This window comes from Shewanella cyperi (assembly GCF_017354985.1).
Classification (GTDB): domain Bacteria; phylum Pseudomonadota; class Gammaproteobacteria; order Enterobacterales; family Shewanellaceae; genus Shewanella; species Shewanella cyperi.
On the sequence record NZ_CP071501.1, the window covers coordinates 246487 to 262500 of the forward strand.

The 16014-nt window shown below is 51.3% G+C and carries 25 protein-coding genes (1 of these 25 only partly in view); 19 read left to right on the forward strand and 6 right to left on the reverse strand.

What is annotated here, in order from left to right; genetic code table 11:
* The 15 genes from rplE to rplQ all read left to right on the forward strand — a co-directional run bounded on the left by rplE (position 1) and on the right by rplQ (position 7796).
* A complete protein-coding gene (gene rplE, locus JYB84_RS01085; protein WP_207321629.1) occupies positions 1-540 on the forward strand; it encodes a 50S ribosomal protein L5 in 540 nt (179 codons plus the stop codon).
* Positions 541-551: 11 nt separating this feature from the next.
* Entirely contained in the window at positions 552-857 is a 306-nt protein-coding gene (gene rpsN / locus JYB84_RS01090; protein ID WP_207321630.1) for a 30S ribosomal protein S14, read from the forward strand.
* Positions 858-881: 24 nt separating this feature from the next.
* Positions 882-1277, forward strand: a complete 396-nt coding sequence (rpsH, locus tag JYB84_RS01095; RefSeq protein WP_207321631.1) for a 30S ribosomal protein S8 — start codon at positions 882-884, stop codon at positions 1275-1277.
* An 11-nt stretch (positions 1278-1288) separates the two neighbouring features.
* A complete protein-coding gene (rplF, locus tag JYB84_RS01100; protein WP_207321632.1) occupies positions 1289-1822 on the forward strand; it encodes a 50S ribosomal protein L6 in 534 nt (177 codons plus the stop codon).
* 10 nt (positions 1823-1832) lie between these two features.
* Positions 1833-2183: a 50S ribosomal protein L18 gene (gene rplR, locus JYB84_RS01105; protein WP_207321633.1), complete on the forward strand. Its 351-nt coding sequence runs from the start codon at positions 1833-1835 to the stop codon at positions 2181-2183.
* A gap of 12 nt (positions 2184-2195) precedes the next feature.
* Entirely contained in the window at positions 2196-2702 is a 507-nt protein-coding gene (rpsE, locus tag JYB84_RS01110; protein ID WP_207321634.1) for a 30S ribosomal protein S5, read from the forward strand.
* 6 nt (positions 2703-2708) lie between these two features.
* Positions 2709-2891 (forward strand): 50S ribosomal protein L30, encoded by a 183-nt coding sequence (gene rpmD, locus JYB84_RS01115; protein ID WP_207321635.1) that lies wholly within the window; start codon positions 2709-2711, stop codon positions 2889-2891.
* A 3-nt stretch (positions 2892-2894) separates the two neighbouring features.
* Positions 2895-3329 carry a 50S ribosomal protein L15 gene (rplO, locus tag JYB84_RS01120; protein ID WP_207321636.1) on the forward strand — a complete coding sequence of 145 codons (435 nt, stop codon included), beginning with the start codon at positions 2895-2897 and terminating at the stop codon, positions 3327-3329.
* A 7-nt stretch (positions 3330-3336) separates the two neighbouring features.
* Positions 3337-4677, forward strand: coding sequence for a preprotein translocase subunit SecY (gene secY / locus JYB84_RS01125; RefSeq protein WP_207321637.1), 1341 nt, complete (start codon positions 3337-3339; stop codon positions 4675-4677).
* A gap of 23 nt (positions 4678-4700) precedes the next feature.
* Complete coding sequence (rpmJ, locus tag JYB84_RS01130) at positions 4701-4814, forward strand: 50S ribosomal protein L36 (protein WP_006083579.1); 114 nt, start codon at positions 4701-4703, stop codon at positions 4812-4814.
* Between the two features lie 113 nt (positions 4815-4927).
* On the forward strand, positions 4928-5284 hold the full coding sequence (rpsM, locus tag JYB84_RS01135) for a 30S ribosomal protein S13 (protein WP_207321638.1): 357 nt from the start codon (positions 4928-4930) through the stop codon (positions 5282-5284).
* 14 nt (positions 5285-5298) lie between these two features.
* The gene (gene rpsK / locus JYB84_RS01140) at positions 5299-5691 is read left to right on the forward strand and encodes a 30S ribosomal protein S11 (RefSeq protein WP_207321639.1); all 393 of its coding nucleotides are present in this window, start codon (positions 5299-5301) and stop codon (positions 5689-5691) included.
* 34 nt (positions 5692-5725) lie between these two features.
* A complete protein-coding gene (rpsD, locus tag JYB84_RS01145) occupies positions 5726-6346 on the forward strand; it encodes a 30S ribosomal protein S4 (protein WP_207321640.1) in 621 nt (206 codons plus the stop codon).
* 24 nt (positions 6347-6370) lie between these two features.
* Complete coding sequence (locus tag JYB84_RS01150; RefSeq protein WP_207321641.1) at positions 6371-7360, forward strand: DNA-directed RNA polymerase subunit alpha; 990 nt, start codon at positions 6371-6373, stop codon at positions 7358-7360.
* 40 nt (positions 7361-7400) lie between these two features.
* The gene (gene rplQ, locus JYB84_RS01155) at positions 7401-7796 is read left to right on the forward strand and encodes a 50S ribosomal protein L17 (RefSeq protein ID WP_207321642.1); all 396 of its coding nucleotides are present in this window, start codon (positions 7401-7403) and stop codon (positions 7794-7796) included.
* 346 nt (positions 7797-8142) lie between these two features.
* Here rplQ and ccmE read toward each other — a convergent pair whose 3' ends face one another.
* From ccmE to ccmA, 5 genes are read right to left on the reverse strand one after another with little or no spacing between them, the layout of a single operon-like run.
* Positions 8143-8631, reverse strand: coding sequence for a cytochrome c maturation protein CcmE (ccmE, locus tag JYB84_RS01160; RefSeq protein ID WP_207321643.1), 489 nt, complete (start codon positions 8629-8631; stop codon positions 8143-8145).
* Entirely contained in the window at positions 8628-8828 is a 201-nt protein-coding gene (ccmD, locus tag JYB84_RS01165) for a heme exporter protein CcmD (protein WP_207321644.1), read from the reverse strand. The genes ccmE and ccmD overlap by 4 nt, the downstream gene beginning before the upstream one ends.
* Positions 8828-9574, reverse strand: a complete 747-nt coding sequence (locus JYB84_RS01170; protein WP_207321645.1) for a heme ABC transporter permease — start codon at positions 9572-9574, stop codon at positions 8828-8830. Before JYB84_RS01170 ends, ccmD begins: the two co-directional genes overlap by 1 nt.
* Positions 9575-10261 (reverse strand): heme exporter protein CcmB, encoded by a 687-nt coding sequence (gene ccmB / locus JYB84_RS01175; RefSeq protein WP_207321646.1) that lies wholly within the window; start codon positions 10259-10261, stop codon positions 9575-9577.
* Positions 10262-10270: 9 nt separating this feature from the next.
* Positions 10271-10909 (reverse strand): cytochrome c biogenesis heme-transporting ATPase CcmA, encoded by a 639-nt coding sequence (gene ccmA / locus JYB84_RS01180; RefSeq protein ID WP_207321647.1) that lies wholly within the window; start codon positions 10907-10909, stop codon positions 10271-10273.
* 329 nt (positions 10910-11238) lie between these two features.
* On the opposite strand from ccmA, the gene JYB84_RS01185 reads away from it, so the two are divergent.
* The gene (locus tag JYB84_RS01185) at positions 11239-11532 is read left to right on the forward strand and encodes a c-type cytochrome (protein ID WP_207321648.1); all 294 of its coding nucleotides are present in this window, start codon (positions 11239-11241) and stop codon (positions 11530-11532) included.
* Between the two features lie 110 nt (positions 11533-11642).
* Here JYB84_RS01185 and ccmI read toward each other — a convergent pair whose 3' ends face one another.
* Positions 11643-12884, reverse strand: coding sequence for a c-type cytochrome biogenesis protein CcmI (gene ccmI, locus JYB84_RS01190; protein WP_207321649.1), 1242 nt, complete (start codon positions 12882-12884; stop codon positions 11643-11645).
* Between the two features lie 369 nt (positions 12885-13253).
* On the opposite strand from ccmI, the gene JYB84_RS01195 reads away from it, so the two are divergent.
* The 3 genes in view from JYB84_RS01195 to nrfF are tightly spaced (at most 13 nt apart) and all read left to right on the forward strand, a layout consistent with a single transcriptional unit that may run on beyond the window.
* Positions 13254-15221 (forward strand): heme lyase CcmF/NrfE family subunit, encoded by a 1968-nt coding sequence (locus tag JYB84_RS01195; RefSeq protein WP_207321650.1) that lies wholly within the window; start codon positions 13254-13256, stop codon positions 15219-15221.
* A 13-nt stretch (positions 15222-15234) separates the two neighbouring features.
* Positions 15235-15792, forward strand: a complete 558-nt coding sequence (locus tag JYB84_RS01200) for a DsbE family thiol:disulfide interchange protein (protein WP_207321651.1) — start codon at positions 15235-15237, stop codon at positions 15790-15792.
* A protein-coding gene (nrfF, locus tag JYB84_RS01205; protein WP_207321652.1) for a heme lyase NrfEFG subunit NrfF crosses the window boundary here: on the forward strand, positions 15789-16014 show its beginning. The gene runs 266 nt beyond the window's last position; 226 of the gene's 492 nt are visible here — the first part of the coding sequence; its start codon is at positions 15789-15791; its stop codon lies off the right edge, out of view. Before JYB84_RS01200 ends, nrfF begins: the two co-directional genes overlap by 4 nt.

The following is a 16014-nucleotide window of genomic DNA, read 5'->3' on the forward strand; positions in this document are numbered from 1 at the left end:
ATGGCGAAACTGCATGATAAATACAAAGAGACTGTTGTCGCTGAACTGACTAAAAAGTTCGGTTATACCAGTGTCATGCAAGTCCCTCGGATTGAGAAAATCACCCTGAATATGGGTGTTGGCGAAGCTGTTGCAGACAAGAAAATCATGGAAAATGCTGTCCGTGATATGACTGCTATTGCCGGCCAGAAGCCAGTAGTGACTGTAGCTCGTAAGTCAGTTGCTGGTTTTAAAATCCGTGAAGGCTACCCTATTGGCTGTAAAGTGACCCTGCGCGGTGAGCGCATGTGGGAATTCTTTGAGCGTTTGGTTGACATCGCAATCCCTCGTATCCGTGACTTCCGTGGTCTGAGCGCTAAGTCGTTCGACGGCCGTGGTAACTACGCTATGGGCGTGCGTGAGCAGATCATCTTCCCAGAAATCGATTACGATAAAATCGATAAAGTTCGCGGTATGGATATTGTTATCACTACCTCTGCGAACACTGACGAAGAAGGTCGTGCTTTGTTAGACGCTTTTAACTTCCCATTCAAGAAATAAGGGGTAGCGTAATGGCAAAAACTTCAATGAAAGCACGTGAAGCAAAGCGTGCAGTTCTCGTGGCCAAGTATGCTGAAAAGCGTGCCGCTCTGAAAGCTATCATCAACAGCCCAGAGTCTACTGACGAAGCGCGTTGGGATGCAGTTCTGAAGCTGCAAGCTCTACCACGTGATTCAAGCGCGTCGCGTCAACGCAACCGCTGTAATCAAACTGGTCGCCCACATGGCTTCCTGCGCAAGTTCGGCCTGAGCCGTATCAAACTGCGTGAAGCAACCATGCGTGGTGAAGTTCCTGGTCTGCGTAAGGCCAGCTGGTAAGCACTTGTCACGGAGTAAGCTAATATGAGCATGCAAGATCCTATTGCGGATATGTTGACCCGTATCCGTAACGGCCAAGCTGCTAACAAAGTATCTGTGAAGATGCCATCTGCTAAGCTGAAAGTCGCTATTGCGAAGCTGCTGAAAGAAGAAGGTTACATCACTGACTACGCCGTAGCAGAAGAAGCCAATAAGGCTGAACTGGAAATCACTCTGAAGTATTTCCAAGGCCAACCTGTCGTTGAGACTATCCAGCGCGTAAGCCGTCCTGGTCTTCGTATTTACAAAGGTAAAGACGAACTGCCAAAAGTGATGGGCGGTCTGGGTGTCGCAATCGTGTCCACTTCTAAAGGCCTGATGACTGATCGTGCCGCCCGCCTCGCTGGCATGGGTGGTGAGGTTATCTGCTACGTAGCATAAGGAGCTAGGAAATGTCTCGTGTAGCAAAAGCACCAGTCACTATTCCTGCTGGCGTAGAGGTGACTTTGAATGGTCAGGAAATTACCGTCAAAGGCGGTAAGGGTACTCTGACTCGAGTAATCAACAATGCAGTAGCCGTTGTTGTTGAAGGTAACGAAGTAAAGTTTGGTCCAGTTGAAGGCGTTGTTAACGCTTGGGCTCAAGCTGGTACTGCCCGTGCCCTGATCAACAACATGGTGATTGGTGTATCTCAGGGTTTCGAGAAAAAGCTGCAACTGGTTGGTGTGGGTTACCGCGCTAAAGTTGCTGGCAGCGATCTGGATCTGTCCCTGGGCTTCTCACACCCGCTGGTACACAAAATGCCTGCTGGCGTTACTGCTGAATGCCCATCCCAGACCGAAATCGTTCTGCGTTCAATCGACAAAGAACTGGTAGGTCAAGTGGCTGCTGAGATTCGTGGCTATCGTCCACCAGAGCCTTACAAAGGCAAGGGTGTTCGCTACGCTAACGAAGAAGTACGCCGTAAAGAGGCTAAGAAGAAGTAGGTAACGCGATATGGATAAGAAAACATCTCGCTTGCGTCGTGCTACTCGCGCTCGCAAGAAGATCCAAGAGCTGGGCGTGAACCGTCTGGTTGTACATCGTACACCACGTCACATCTATGCTCAGGTGATCAATCCTGAAGCTCAGGTGGTTGCAACGGCTTCTACTGTTGAAAAGTCAATCAAAGAAGCTCTGAAGTATACCGGTAACGTGGATGCGGCCAAGGCAGTGGGTAAAGCCATTGCAGAACGCGCGGTTGAGAAAGGCGTGACTGTTGTTGCCTTCGACCGTTCTGGTTTCAAGTATCACGGTCGTGTGGCTGCTCTGGCAGACGCTGCTCGTGAAGCTGGCCTCCAGTTCTAAGGGGTTTATACAATGGCTAAAGTAGAAGCTCAGCAACAAAAAGACGATCTGCAAGAGAAATTGATTGCAGTTAATCGTGTTTCTAAAGTCGTTAAGGGCGGTCGTATCTTCAGTTTCACTGCATTGACTGTAGTGGGTGATGGTAACGGTCGTGTCGGCTACGGCTATGGTAAGGCGCGTGAAGTTCCAGCTGCTATTCAAAAAGCAATGGAAAAAGCCCGTCGCAACATGGTTTCTGTAGAACTGAACCACGGCACTCTGCACCATCCGGTGAAGGGGCGTCACACTGGTTCACGCGTTTACATGCAACCAGCTGCCCAGGGTACCGGTATTATCGCCGGTGGCGCAATGCGTGCCGTATTGGAAGTAGCAGGCGTTCACAACGTTCTGTCGAAAGCATACGGTTCTACTAACCCGATCAACATCGTTCGTGCAACTGTCGACGCTCTGGTACATATGAAGTCACCAGCGCAAATCGCAGCCAAGCGCGGCCTGAATGTTGACGAAATTCGGGGGTAATGCACCATGGCTACTAAAACTGTAAAAGTAACTCAGACCAAGAGTGCTATCGGCCGTCTGCCAAAGCACAAAGCCACTCTGACTGGCTTGGGTCTGCGTCGTATTGGTCACACCGTTGAGCTGGAAGATACTCCTGCTGTTCGCGGTATGATCAATAAGGTCTACTACATGGTTAAGGTGGAGGACTGATAAATGCGTCTGAATACTCTATCTCCAGCTGCAGGCGCTAAGTCTGCACCAAAGCGTGTAGGCCGTGGTATCGGTTCTGGCTTGGGTAAGACCGCTGGTCGCGGTCACAAGGGTCAAAAATCTCGTAGCGGTGGCGGTGTACGTCCTGGCTTCGAGGGTGGTCAAATGCCACTGAAGATCCGTCTGCCCAAGTTCGGCTTTACCTCGCGTATTGCTATGGTAACTGCTGAAGTTCGCGTAGGCGAACTGGCTAAAGTTAACGGTGATGTTATCGACCTGAACGCACTGAAAGATGCGAACGTTATTACTCGCAACATCCAGTTTGCGAAAATCGTTCTTTCAGGTACCATTGAGCGCCCAGTGACCGTAAAAGGTCTGAAGGTAACCAAAGGTGCACGTGCAGCTATTGAAGCTGCCGGCGGAAAGATCGAGGAATAATACGTCGATGGCAAAACCAGGACTTGATTTAAAAAGCGCGAAGGGCGGTCTTTCTGAACTGAAGGCCCGTCTCCTGTTCGTGATTGGTGCAATAATCGTGTTTCGTGCCGGTTCTTTTGTGCCAATTCCTGGTATTGACGCAGCTGTATTAGCAGAGCTGTTTGACCAGCAACAAGGCACCATCCTGGGCATGTTTAACATGTTCTCCGGTGGTGCCCTTAAGCGTGCCTCTATATTTGCACTGGGGATCATGCCTTACATTTCGGCATCGATCATCATGCAACTGCTGACTGTAGTGCACCCTGCACTCGCCGAACTGAAAAAGGAAGGTGAGTCAGGTCGCAAGAAAATCAGTCAGTACACAAGGTGGGGCACCTTGGTGTTGGGTACATTCCAGTCGGTCGGTATTGCAACCGGTTTGCCGAACCTGGTCCCTGGCCTCGCGGTCAATCCAGGTTTCGGTTTTTACTTTGTTGCTACCGTGAGCTTGGTCACCGGAACTATGTTCCTGATGTGGCTGGGCGAACAAATAACCGAGCGTGGCATTGGTAACGGTATTTCGATCCTGATTTTCGCAGGTATCGTAGCCGGCCTGCCATCCGCTATCGGCCAAACGGCCGAGCAGGCGCGTCAAGGTGACATTAACGTACTGGTATTGCTGTTGATTGCAGTAATTGTACTGGTAGTGACCTACCTGGTGGTATTCGTTGAGCGTGGGCAGCGTCGTATCGTTGTCAACTACGCCAAGCGTCAGCAAGGCCGTAAGGTTTTTGCCGCGCAGAGCACTCACTTGCCACTGAAGGTCAACATGGCCGGTGTGATTCCGCCAATCTTTGCGTCCAGCATAATTCTGTTTCCAGGCACACTGGCTCAGTGGTTTGGTCAGAATCCTGCCCTGTCATGGCTCAGCGACATTTCGCTGGCCGTGTCTCCCGGGCAGCCGCTGTACTCACTGCTTTATGCAATGGCAATCATCTTTTTCTGTTTCTTCTATACCGCGCTGGTGTTTAACCCACGCGAGACAGCAGACAACCTGAAGAAGAGCGGTGCGTTTATTCCCGGGATCCGTCCTGGAGAACAGACTTCGCGTTACATTGATAAAGTGATGACCCGTTTGACTCTGGCAGGCGCGTTATACATTACCTTTATCTGTTTAATTCCGGAGTTCATGTTAATTACTATGAAGGTGCAGTTTTATTTCGGCGGCACCTCACTGCTGATTATGGTAGTGGTAATCATGGACTTCATGGCTCAGGTTCAGACCCATATGATGTCTCATCAATATGAGTCTGTGATGAAAAAAGCGAACCTTATTAACCAGGCGAACTTAGATCGCTTTGGCCGATAAGCCAGCTTTTACGGAGTGATGAAATGAAAGTTCGAGCTTCCGTGAAGAAGATCTGCCGTAACTGCAAGATCGTCAAGCGTAGTGGCGTTGTACGCGTTATCTGTGTTGAACCAAAACACAAACAGCGTCAAGGCTAAAAAAACCGGCCAGTCCCGATTATCGGGCTGGCCAAAAAATGTTTGCAAACACGTCATCTGTCGAGTATCCTTTCGGGCTTTTCACAGATGGCCTTTAACTTAAGGAGTGCATAGTGGCCCGTATCGCTGGCATTAACATTCCTGATCAAAAGCATACAGTCATTGCATTGACTGCTATCTACGGCATCGGTCGTACTCGCGCTAAAGCAATTTGCGCGGCTACTGCTATCGCCGAAGACGCTAAGATCAAGGAATTGAGCGAAGCTCAAATCGATACTCTACGCGAAGAAGTTGCCAAATACACAGTAGAAGGTGACTTGCGTCGTGAGGTTTCAATGAACATCAAGCGTCTTATGGACCTTGGTTGTTATCGTGGCCTCCGCCATCGTCGTAGCCTGCCTCTCCGTGGGCAACGTACTAAGACCAATGCGCGTACTCGCAAAGGTCCACGTAAACCAATCAAGAAGTAACGGGAAGGTAGACAATGGCTAAAGTTCCGTCACGTTCTCCGCGTAAGCGCGTACGTAAACAGGTTGCGGATGGCATGGCTCATATCCATGCGTCTTTCAACAACACAATCGTGACTATCACCGATCGTCAAGGTAATGCTCTGTCTTGGGCAACTGCCGGTGGTTCAGGTTTCCGTGGTTCACGTAAATCTACCCCGTTTGCTGCACAGGTTGCCGCTGAGCGCGCAGGTGCTGCTGCTCAGGATTACGGTTTGAAAAACCTTGAAGTTTTTGTGAAGGGTCCAGGTCCAGGTCGTGAGTCAGCCATTCGTGCGCTGAACGCTGTTGGTTACAAAATTACCAACATCACTGACGTGACACCTATTCCTCACAATGGTTGTCGCCCTCCTAAAAAGCGCCGCGTGTAACTCGCCGTTTAGTTAGGATAGTTGGAGAAAGATCATGGCAAGATACTTGGGTCCCAAGCTCAAGCTCAGCCGCCGGGAAGGTACTGACCTTTTCCTGAAAAGCGGTGTGAGAGCAATCGATTCGAAGTGTAAGCTGGAAGCTGCACCTGGACAACATGGCGCTCGTAAGCCACGTCTGTCTGAGTACGGTCTGCAGCTGCGCGAGAAGCAAAAAGTTCGTCGTATTTACGGTGTGTTAGAAAAGCAATTCCGTAACTACTATAAAGAAGCTGCACGTCTGAAAGGCAACACTGGTGAAAACCTGCTGCAACTTTTGGAAACCCGTCTGGATAACGTAGTTTATCGTATGGGCTTTGGTGCGACACGTGCTGAAGCACGTCAGCTGGTTAGCCATAAGTCTGTTATGGTAAACGGTCGTGTTGTTAACATTCCGTCATTCAAAGTGTCTGCGAATGATGTAGTAAGCATCCGCGAAAAGTCACAGAAGCAAGCTCGTATCAAGGCTGCTTTGGAAGTGGCTGGTCAGCGCGAGAAGCCTACTTGGGTTGAAGTAGATGCCGCTAAGATGGAAGGTGCTTTCAAGCGCGTTCCAGAGCGTAGCGATTTGTCTGCGGATATTAACGAACAGCTGATCGTCGAGCTTTACTCTAAGTAAGGCTAACAAACAAGAGAGGACACAATGCAGGGTTCTGTTACAGAATTTCTTAAACCGCGTCTCGTGGATATCGAGCAGGTTAACCCAACTCGTGCCAAGGTGACTCTGGAGCCGCTCGAGCGTGGTTTCGGACATACTTTGGGTAACGCGTTGCGTCGCATCCTTCTGTCGTCTATGCCCGGCTGCGCGGTTACCGAAGTCGAGATCGACGGTGTGCTGCATGAATACAGCAGCAAGGAAGGCGTACAAGAAGATATCCTTGAAATCTTGCTGAACCTGAAAGGTCTGGCAGTGATCATCGAGGGTAAAGACGAGGCTATGCTCACTCTGAGCAAGTCCGGCGCAGGCCCTGTCACTGCAGCAGACATCACCCACGACGGTGATGTAACAATCGTCAACCCTGATCATGTTATCTGTCATTTGACCGGTAACAATGAGATCAGCATGCGTATCCGCGTTGAGCGTGGTCGTGGTTATGTGCCGGCTTCTGCCCGTGCCCAGACCGAAGACGATGATCGCCCAATCGGCCGTCTGCTGGTTGACGCTTCCTTCTCGCCCGTTGCCCGCATTGCCTACAACGTAGAAGCAGCGCGTGTGGAACAGCGTACTGACCTGGATAAGCTGGTAATCGATATGACCACTAACGGTACTATCGATCCGGAAGAAGCTATCCGTCGTTCCGCAACCATCCTGGCCGAACAGCTGGATGCGTTTGTAGAGCTGCGTGATGTTTCTGAGCCAGAGCAGAAAGAAGAGAAGCCAGAGTTCGATCCAATTCTGCTGCGTCCTGTCGACGATTTAGAGCTAACTGTACGTTCGGCCAACTGCTTGAAGGCCGAAGCGATTCATTACATCGGAGATCTGGTACAACGCACTGAAGTTGAGTTGCTCAAGACACCTAACCTGGGTAAGAAATCTCTTACCGAGATCAAGGACGTGTTGGCTTCTCGCGGACTGTCGCTAGGTATGCGTCTGGAAAACTGGCCTCCAGCCAGCTTGGCCGACGACCTGTAAGTCCCAGGTTTGTACAGATTTAGGTTATAAGGATTAGGTCATGCGCCATCGTAAGAGTGGTCGTCAACTTAACCGCAACAGCAGCCACCGCCAAGCTATGTTCCGCAACATGGCTTCTTCACTGGTTCGTCACGAGATCATCAAGACGACCGTAGTGAAGGCGAAAGAACTGCGCCGCGTAGTTGAGCCTCTGATAACACTTGCTAAAAGTGACAGCGTTGCAAATCGTCGTCTGGCATTTGCTCGTACCCGCGATCAAGAAGTCGTAGGTAAACTGTTTAATGAACTGGGTCCACGTTACCAGGAGCGTCCTGGTGGTTACACCCGTATCCTGAAGTGCGGTCTGCGTGCCGGTGATAAAGCCCCTATGGCTTACATCGAGCTGGTTGGCCGTCCTGAAACTGCTGAAGCCGTAGACGTAGAAGCAGCCGAGTAATCGGGATAGTTCAATTGGAAAGGTCGGGTAGCAATACCCGGCCTTTTTGTTTTTCTTTTGTCTGCCCGTTCAAAATTTCGATCTGCCGTATTAGGTTTATTGCCAACGATACTATTCGATGGACAGCCGACAGCCGACAGCCGACAGCCGACAGCCTACAGCCTACAGCCCACAGCACACGACAGTACCTACAGACTGTGCGAGCCTATCGCGCTGATGGGATGAATGGCTAGCCTTTTCTTTGGCTCTTGGGGATGCTTGGACGAGGTGTGGTTATGTGCGGTAGAGACAGGAAGGGCCTTTCGCGGCATAAAAAAACGCCTCCGGAGGGAGGCGTTTATGGTACTTAGCGTGAACCGCCTTTTTGCTTGTCGTCATAATCAAGCTTTTGGTGATTCTTACCCATGGCTTCGGCGACTTCGGGTGGCATGTAATTTTCGTCATGCTTGGCCAAGACTTCCGATGCTTCAAGCTTGCCTTCGTCGGTCAATATACCTTGCGCGACAATTCCCTGGCCTTCTCGGAACAGATCGGGCAGCAGATCATCATAGGTCACCAGAACCTCACCGCCACTGGCGTCGTGTACCGCAAACTCAACGTGCAAGCTTTGCGGATCGCGCTTGAGTGAACCCTCTGTCACCATACCGCCTACGCGGATGCGCTGGCCTATGGTCGGCTTAATGCCGGTATCTGTCTTGCCGTTGACAATTTCACTCGGGGTGTAGAAAAGGTTAAGGTTGCTGTTGAGCGCGTACAGCAGTAGCGAAGCCACAGCAGCTACGCCGCCAATAAGGGCGACAACCAGGGTCAATCTTTTCTTGCGTCTAGGGTTCATGCTTTGGTACTCCGATGCTCTTTCAGGCGCTCTTCGCGGGCAATTTTCTTGGCAATTTCCGTTAACACCTTATGTTGTTGGCTCCGGCTGGACAGTATTAACGCCGCCAGGCAACCGAAAGTGGTGCCGTAAGCCAACCAAACGTAGAAGGCATAGCCTCCCATGTTGAAGAATTCACTTAAAGATTCAAATTGCATTATTTGACTCCTTTCGCGATGGCCATTTCCCTGACCCAGGGACGCATGGCATTGCGGGCCAATATTTCGGCTTTAAAACGCAATATGGTGATAGCACCCACCATCATGCCGAAGCCAAATATGTTAATCAGCAGGGGATAGAGCATGTCCATCGACATGGTGGACTTCTCGGTGATCCTGATGGTCGATGGCTGATGCAATGAGCTCCACCATTCTACCGAGTATTTGATAATGGGAATATTGATCACGCCAACTATGGCCAATATCCCTGCAGCTCTGGCTGCCAGCACCTTGTCTTCAAATGAGGCGTACAGGGATATCACCCCCAAATAAAGGAACAGCAATACCAATTCCGATGTCAGCCGTGCATCCCATACCCACCAGGTTCCCCACATGGGCTTACCCCAGGTGGCGCCGGTGAACAGGGCGATAAAGGTGATTACGGCACCAATTGGCGCCATTGATGCGGCTGCCCAGTCCGCGAGTTTAATCTGCCACACCAAGCCGATAAAGGCGGCGGTAGCCATGCCCATATACACAGCCATCGACATTGACGCAGCCGGCACATGGATGAAGATAATCCGGTAACTGTCGCCCTGTTGATAGTCGCTTGGCGCAAAAGCCAGGCCCCAGAGTGTGCCTGTACCGATCAACACTACGGCCAGGACGGTAAACCACGGCAGTAGTTTATCTGACAGTTTGAAGGCTCGCTCAGGATCAGCGTAAGGATGAAGCCATTTCCACATTTAGTTTGTACTCACTCTCAGGGAAGCCCCAATAGCAAAGGGCGCCAAGGTTAAAGAACCTGCCAGCATGGCTGCTATTATAGCGAGCTGGCCATCGTAGGGTAAATTCATTCCAGCCGCATCTATGGCACTGGTGGCAAAAATAAGCACCGGAATATACAGCGGCAGGATCAACAAACTGAGCAAGACCCCACCCTTCCTCAAGCCTACGGTCAGAGCCACGCCGATGGCGCCGAGTAAGCTGAGTACCGGAGTACCCAGCAGCAGGGTGCTCATCAGGGCCCCGTAGCTGTTGTCTTCAAGGTGAAGCAGTACCGCCAGCAGGGGAGAGACCAGGATCAGCGGTACGCCGGTCAGTAGCCAGTGTGCCAGTACTTTTGCCAGAACCAAAATAGACAGAGGTTGGGGGCTCAACAGCATTTGCTCCAGCGAGCCATCGACAAAATCGGCCTTGAACAGGCGCTCAAGGGATAGCATTGAGGCCAGCAGCGCGGCAACCCAAATGATGCCGGGGGCGATTTGGGTCAAAATCTTAGGTTCAGGTCCTATGCCAAGGGGAAACAGGGTCACCACCATGACAAAGAAGAGTAATGGGTTGAATATATCGCCGCGGTGACGGACGGCTATCTTCAGATCCCGCTTTAGCAGTGTGAAGAATGCCTGGGTAAAACTGATGCCTCTTTTCATGCAATAACCTTATAGGAAGCGATAATCCAGGCGGAGTTTGCGTAATCTGTCGTCTTTGATTAACCCCATGTCCTGATGGGTGGTCAATATGACGCAGCCACCGCTATCGGCGTGTCGAATGAACAAGTGTTCCAGTTCCTCAACACCACGTTTATCAATGGCGGTGAAAGGTTCGTCGAGGATCCAGATTTTGGCACTATTGTGCCAAAGCCTGGCCAGGGCGGTACGTCTGTGTTGGCCGGCGGAAAGATGTCCTGCCAGGGCTTCTTCGAAACCACTGAGGTTCACCTTGGCCAGGATTTCGCGGCAGTCGTAGTCAGCATAGCCACTGATCCTTAAATTGAAGTTAAGGTTTTCTTCTGCAGTCAGCTCGCTTTTTACTCCGGCCAAATGGCCAAGATAAAGCAAATCTTCATTGAATTCATCGCGGCAGGCGTTGATGTCCTCATGGCGGTATTTAACGTTGCCGGCGTAAGGGCGGGACAAACCGGCAAGGATCCGTAACAGACTGGTTTTACCGGCCCCGTTTGGGCCTTCAATCTGGATTATATCGCCGGGATTAATGGCAAAACTCAGGTCATCAAACAGAATGCGTTCTTCCCGGATGCAGGTAAGACCCTCTGCGGAAATCAATGCGTTAGCTGTCATTAACTTTGGGGTCACTGATGCCTCTGGTTCGGGAATGTATAGCTGCTGCGATACTAACACACTTGACCTCTATGGTGATCCGGCGCAGGGATTTAGTGTCAGCATTTTGATCTGGCTCAGCTTCTGCTGCCCACGCCTGTTTTCTATGGCTTGCTAATATAATAAGGAAATTGTGTCCCATGTCTCATCCTGATTCAAAGGCTGGGATTATGGTCACAAAAAGGTGAGTTTTGGTGAAGTTTGTAGTAGCCTTGGTTACGCAATCATCAGTCTGCCCCCTTAGAAAGGCAGCGTTGAGCATTGTAACAATTGCATTAGGAACACTTAGAATGAAAAAACTGTTAGCAGTGGTAGCAGTAGCTTCTCTGGCAATGGCCGGAAGCGTATCTGCACAAGAAGGTAAGGCTGTATTCGAAAAAGCATGCCACGTATGCCACGCCATGGGCGTAGCTGGCGCACCAGTTGCTCATGACGCTGCTCAATGGGAGCCTCGTCTGGCCAAGGGTATCGATGCTCTGGTAGGCAGCGTTAAATCAGGTCTGAATGCTATGCCACCAGGTGGCATGTGCACCGACTGTTCCGATGACGATTACAAGGCTGCTATCGAGTTCATGTCCAAGTAATCTGGCATCAGATAAAAAACCGGCCCTATTGGCCGGTTTTTTTATGCCGATTTGGCTGAGATGAATGAGAAAAAGGCTCCCGAGGGAGCCTTTATTTTTTGGACTGAAAGCTATTGGACCTGCACGTCCAACATCAACTGTATTTGCTCGCCGGGTTTGACGGAGGCAACCCGACCCTGAAGATCGCCGGTTTGCGGTCTGACAGTGCCGCTTTTTGAGAGCAGGGCAATAACATCCACGACTTTTGCACCACTGAGTTTATGATCGCTGCTCATGGCGCTGCTGTCATCCAGTTTAACCGTCAGGGGCATGGCGTCGGCCTTAACCTTGGTCACCGCCAATGGGATGCGCTCGCCGTCTGTGGTTCGGGCAAACACAAACAGGGTGTCACTTGCCTGCACCTGAGTGGCCAGTTCGGGTTTTACCGACACCGTCACAGTCAGTTCAGATACCTGGGCTGTTGGTCTGTGAGTCTCGTCATTGGGTATGGCGCCGCTGTCCTGCATTCTCATTCTGGCAGTCGCTATGGCATTGGCCAGGGCTTCACGATCAACGTCGGGACGGTCAGAGGTCAGTATGGTTTCCCAGGCGGTGACGGCCTTGGTGAAGTCAGAGCTGAAAAACGCGTCCATACCAACCAGCAGCAGAGTCGAAGGATCCTTGGGATCCAGTGCCAGAGCCTGGTCGATCAGGGCCTGTACTTCCGGCGTCATCTGCTGATCGTTTTTGTAGTAAAGCGCTGTGGCTTTCGGACCGAGCATTTCCGCATAGGTGCCAACCAGCGCCATGACCTTATCGAAGGCGGTCATGGCCTTATCGTATTGACCGGCTGAGATATAGGCATGGCCGAGAGAGAACCAGGCCTGGCTGTTCTCGGGCTCAGCGGCGACGGCGGCCTCCATCATTTTCAAGCGCTGGGCCATCAGCTGTTCCGGATTCATCCCTGCGTGGGGGTTGTTCGCCACAGGTGGATTGGCCAACTCTTCAAATGCCCCCAGACGGTGATACATGAAGGCTGTTACTGCCAGCAACATTACCGACATCAGCAATGGCCACGCCAGGCTGCGGGAGTTCTTGTTCAATCCGGCACTGGCCTTGCCGCCTTGCTTGATATCCTGCAGCAGGCTCAGTTCCAGCTCGGCTTTCAGCGCGTCAAATTCGGTTTGATCCAGAGATTGATTGGCCAACTCCAGTTCAAGATTGGCCAGTCTTTCTTTATACAAAGCCAGGTTGGTGCTTTGACGCACATCTTCAGCTTTGGCCAGACCCTTTTGTTGGCGGAAATGGGGAATCCAAATCAGCACCAGGCCGACCAGGACAACGAGTGCTATCAAAATCCAGAATGTGGTCATCGTTTCAGTTCGCTTTCGTTTGAATTGACGGTAAAGCAGGGTTGAGCGCCAGATTATACGAAAAGCAGATTCATTGAACAGTAATATACGTTTTTCGACCCGGAGTTGAGGTCTGCTTCACAGATCATTGACTCAGGAAGAACTTTCGCTTGAGTGTCACTGTCAGATTGCAAACCCTGATGCGGATCAGGCGCCGATAAATACAGAATGAGACTCGTAACCCATTATTGAGCTAAAGTGGCAGACAGCCTCGGTAGCTATGTCTAAAATGGCACGAGCATTCGCAAGCACTAATATGTGCCGTAAGGCTTGTTGTGGGTTGATGCTCAGCCGGGCATTCAACATGGCAAATTGATTGAAGGAATCCTCATGATCCCAGAACTTGGACATTTTTCGCTGATCACCGGCATGGCCTTTGCCCTGTTGCTGACCAGCGTGCCTCTGATTGGGGTGGCGCGCAAGGATCAGTACCTGGTGCGTTATGCCTGGCCTTTAGCCTATGGCATGTGTTTCTTTATCCTGTTGGCCATCGTGGCTCTGGGATACAGCTTTGCCGTGGATGATTTCTCGGTTTCTTATGTCGCCCAACATTCCAACTCTCAGCTGCCCATATTCTTCAAGATTGCTGCCGTCTGGGGTGGTCATGAAGGTTCCCTGCTGTTTTGGGTTTTCGCCATCTCTGTTTGGGCCGCTGCAGTAGCCACCTTCAGTAAGGGATTGGAAGAGGTGTTCACCGCACGGGTGTTGGCCGTTATAGGTCTTATCACCCTTGGCTTCAGCACCTTCACCCTGTTGACATCCAGTCCCTTTGCCCGCTTGTTCCCGGCACCTATGGAAGGACGGGACCTTAACCCCATGCTTCAGGACGTGGGGCTGATCTTCCACCCACCCATGCTCTATCTTGGCTATGTGGGTTTTGCCGTTAGTTTTGCTTTTGCCATTGCGGCACTGCTCAGCGGTCGTCTGGACTCGGCCTGGGCACGTTGGAGTCGTCCCTGGACACTCGCTGCCTGGATATTCCTGACCGGCGGTATCGCGCTGGGCTCTTGGTGGGCCTACTATGAGCTGGGTTGGGGCGGCTGGTGGTTCTGGGATCCGGTTGAAAACGCCTCCTTTATGCCTTGGCTGATTGGTACCGCTTTGTTGCATTCGCTTATCGTCACCGAAAAGCGCGGCACCTTCCGTAACTGGACGGTACTTTTATCTATTTTCGCTTTTTCTCTGAGCTTGCTCGGTACCTTTATCGTTCGTTCCGGTGTGCTGACCTCGGTGCACTCCTTTGCATCCGATCCCAGTCGCGGTTTGTTCATCCTGTTACTTTTGGGCGTTACCATTGGTGGCTCTCTGGCACTGTTTGCCTTCCGGGCCAGCGATATGGCCAGCCCAGCCAAATTTGAGCTCATGTCCAAGGAAACCATGTTGCTGGTGTGCAATGTGATACTCACCGTAGCCGCAGGCACTGTGCTGCTTGGCACCCTGTATCCACTGCTGATTGATGCGCTGGGCATGGGTAAGATTTCCGTTGGCCCACCGTACTTTAACGCGGTTTTTGTCCCTCTGGTGCTGGTGCTGTTCATCTTCATGGGAATTGGTCCCATTATTCGCTGGAAGAAAGCCAAACAAGGTGAAATCAAGCGTCAATTACTGATACCTGCGGTCGTGTCAGTGGTGGTGGGTTTGGCTGCCCCCTTCCTGGCCGGCGGAGAGTTCAATGCCTGGGTTGCGGCCGGAATCGCGGCAGCGGTGTGGATTACCCTGGCAACCCTGCGCGAAGCTTACAACCTCGCCAAGACGAAAGAAGGCTCATTTGAGCTGACCCGTATCAGCCGTGGGCAATTGGGCATGATGATCGCGCACATGGGGATAGCCGTCTCTGTGGTTGGCGCAACCATGGTGTCCAATTACACCATAGAAAAGAGTGTGCGCATGGGCCCGGGTGCCAGTTATGAGTTGGCCGGTTACACCTTCAAATTTGTCGATATCAAGAACGTGGCCGGTCCGAACTACACAGCCAAGCAAGGTCAGATAGAGATCTACGAGGGCGATAAGTTCCTGACGCTGCTCAAGCCCGACAGACGTCAGTACAATGTCAGCACCATGGATATGACCGAAGCCGGTATCGACTGGGGGCTGTTCCGCGATTTGTATGTCACCATGGGCGATCCGGTCAGTGATACCGAATTTGCCGTACGCCTGAATTACAAACCCTTTGTTCGCTGGTTGTGGTTTGGTGGCATATTTATGATGATCGGCGGTTTGTTCTCCGCTTCGGACAAGCGTTATCGGGTGCGTGCCGCAGCACCCGAGGCGGCTCAGGGAAAAATGGCAACTGCCTGATTTTGGAGATGACATGAAAAAGCTGGTGCTCTTTATTCCACTGCTTGTGTTTTTGGGGTTGGGGATCTTTTTGTACAAAGGGTTGTTTCTCAATCCACAGCAATTGGATTCCGCCCTCGAAGGAAAGCCTATTCCGGTATTTTCCCTGGAAAAACTGGATGTCCCCGGGGAAATGATCAGCAATGAAGATCTCAAAGGTAAGGTGTCCATGCTCAACGTATGGGCGACCTGGTGTCCTTCCTGTAAGTATGAGCATCCATTTTTGCTGATGTTGTCACGTAAAAACATAGTGCCCATCTATGGCATAAATTACCGTGACGAGCGCGACCCGGCATTGCAGGAACTCAAATATCAGGGCAATCCCTATACGATGAATATTTTCGACAAGGATGGCCGCCTTGGACTGGATTTGGGCGTTTATGGCGCTCCCGAAACCTTCCTGGTTGATCACAAGGGAATTATTCGTTATCGCTTCGCCGGACCTGTCGATCAGCGGGTATGGAGTGAAACCTTGTATCCCATGATACAGCAGCTCCAAGCCGAAGCTGCGCAGCAAGGAGCCGCATCATGATCCGTGCATTGCTCGTATTTTGCTGTTCGGTGCTGTTTTCATGGCAAGTGCTGGCGACGCCTGTGGACACCTATGAGTTCAAGTCGGCAGAAAATCAGAAGCGCGCTTTGGCATTGGCACACGAGTTGCGCTGTCCCCAATGCCAAAACCAAAACCTGATTGACTCCAACTCGCCCATTGCCAAGGATTTGCGGCTTGAGGTCTATAAGATGGTGGATGCCG